General features: G+C 35.2%; 1 protein-coding gene and 1 pseudogene. Both read right to left on the bottom strand.

Going from position 1 to position 1716, the window contains the following annotated elements:
- Positions 1-427: 427 nt before the first annotated feature.
- Positions 428-881: pseudogene (locus RV13_RS20290) on the bottom strand (recombinase family protein); the annotation flags it as partial.
- 59 nt (positions 882-940) lie between these two features.
- Entirely contained in the window at positions 941-1546 is a 606-nt protein-coding gene (fic, locus tag RV13_RS20285; protein ID WP_000599739.1) for a protein adenylyltransferase Fic, read from the bottom strand.
- Positions 1547-1716 lie beyond the last annotated feature (170 nt).

Raw genomic sequence — 1716 nt, 5'->3', positions numbered from 1 at the left:
CAAATTATTTAAAACTTTGCAACAGAACCTTAGCAGCAGTGCTGATTTTTATGATAGTTATTTGGTTCTTAAATGAAAGATCTAAAGACAATCAACACCGTAGGGATATGGAGATAAAATCAATAGAGTCAATAGATTATTTATCGATAATAACACTAAAAAAGCCACGTTCCTAAACGTGACTTACGCTGAACGATATGTGTTGTTTGGTAGACGAACAAATCGTTCATTATAAATATATGATGGTATCCTAATATAGTAAGCGTGGCTAGCATACCTTTAATTACTTTACCTTTTACAGTTACCATACACATTTTTTGAGCAGAAATCAAGTAAATAAAAAAATATTATATTTCACAACATGCTAATAGACTCATATCTAGAACGCATTAAGTATTTACCTGTCTGGTTCGCTGAGACTTCTTTTTTAACTTTCTTCAATTTTCTTCTTTATTCTAAAAAGCGTACTGCGACTGAAACCGGTTATAGCTTCAACTTCCTTATACGATTTACCTGAAGTAAGCAGTTCATATGCGTGCCTCTTCTTCGGTGTGATTGTTGCTTTCGGACGTCCTTCTCTGAAATTAGGATTATTCTTTCTTGCAAACATTTTTCCTTCTTGGGTACGTTCCACAATCATATCACGTTCCATTTCTGCTACACTCAACAACGTCCGTGTCACCATTCGCCCCATGGACGTATTTTCAATCGTTCCTAGATTCAAAACCTTGATCGTTACGTTATCATCGAGTAAAGGTTCAATGATCTCTAATGCTTCTCTCGTGTTACGAGCAAATCGATCAAGCTTCGTAACAACTATTTCATCTCCAGGCTTCAGACCAGCCAACAGCTGATTGAATTTTGGCCGATCCCGTTTTGTANTTTGAGAAGCGGTTGAGACACGTGCATATCCATATTTCGTCATTTGGTCCACCTACTTTTACAAATCATCTATCGTATACTCAGAATACCCTTCATAGAAATAGCTGACATCGATTCCTTTCATATATAACTCGCGATCGTCAATTTTATCAGTCAGAGCATTGGAAATTAGATAGCGTATTTCCAAATCGTTTATGGGACTTCGCTCCATTGCAGAAAGATAGTCTGCTTTATCGATTAAGTTCCAATCTACAACTTTTTGCAATTCTTCCTTTAAAATGAGATCCAGCCAAATTCTAGTACTTCGGCCATTTCCTTCTCGAAATGGGTGAGCGATATTCATCTCCACATATTTCTTGATAATCTCTTCAAAAGAAGTTTGTGGCATCTGATCAATATGCTGTAACGAATGTTCTAAATACATAACTGGTGCAAATCGAAAATTTCCTTTTGCAATATTGACCGATCGGATTTTTCCGGCAAAATCGTAAATATCCGAAAATAGAAATTCATGAATTTCAGATAAACCTTTAAATGTACCAACTTCGATTTCATTTATTTTTCCACAATCGTACAATTCTTTCGCTTTTTGTTTACTGAGTTTTTCTTCAACCTTAGCCAACTCAACTTGATTGGTTAATCCCAATTTATTCTCTAAAATCATGCGAAATCTCCTTAACTTTATGACATAAGTTTATGAAACACTCTCAACCCCATTATATCGCGATTTTGTTTATGTGTCAAAAACTATTAAGTTTCTGACCCCCGATAGATTTTTCAAGTGTCTCTATTTTGCACAGTCTAGTTGGTTCTGTTGCAAAGTTTTAAATAAAG

The organism is Enterococcus raffinosus, from assembly GCF_001886185.1.
In the GTDB taxonomy this organism is placed as follows: domain Bacteria; phylum Bacillota; class Bacilli; order Lactobacillales; family Enterococcaceae; genus Enterococcus_A; species Enterococcus_A raffinosus.
The sequence above is the reverse complement of the archived record's forward strand: the minus strand, read 5'-3'. Positions and strand labels throughout refer to the sequence as shown.

Bases quoted from the DNA above. Each gene is read 5' to 3' on its own strand.
- fic (WP_000599739.1), bottom strand. From the start codon at position 1,546: ATGATTTTAGAGAATAAATTGGGATTAACCAATCAAGTTGAGTTGGCT.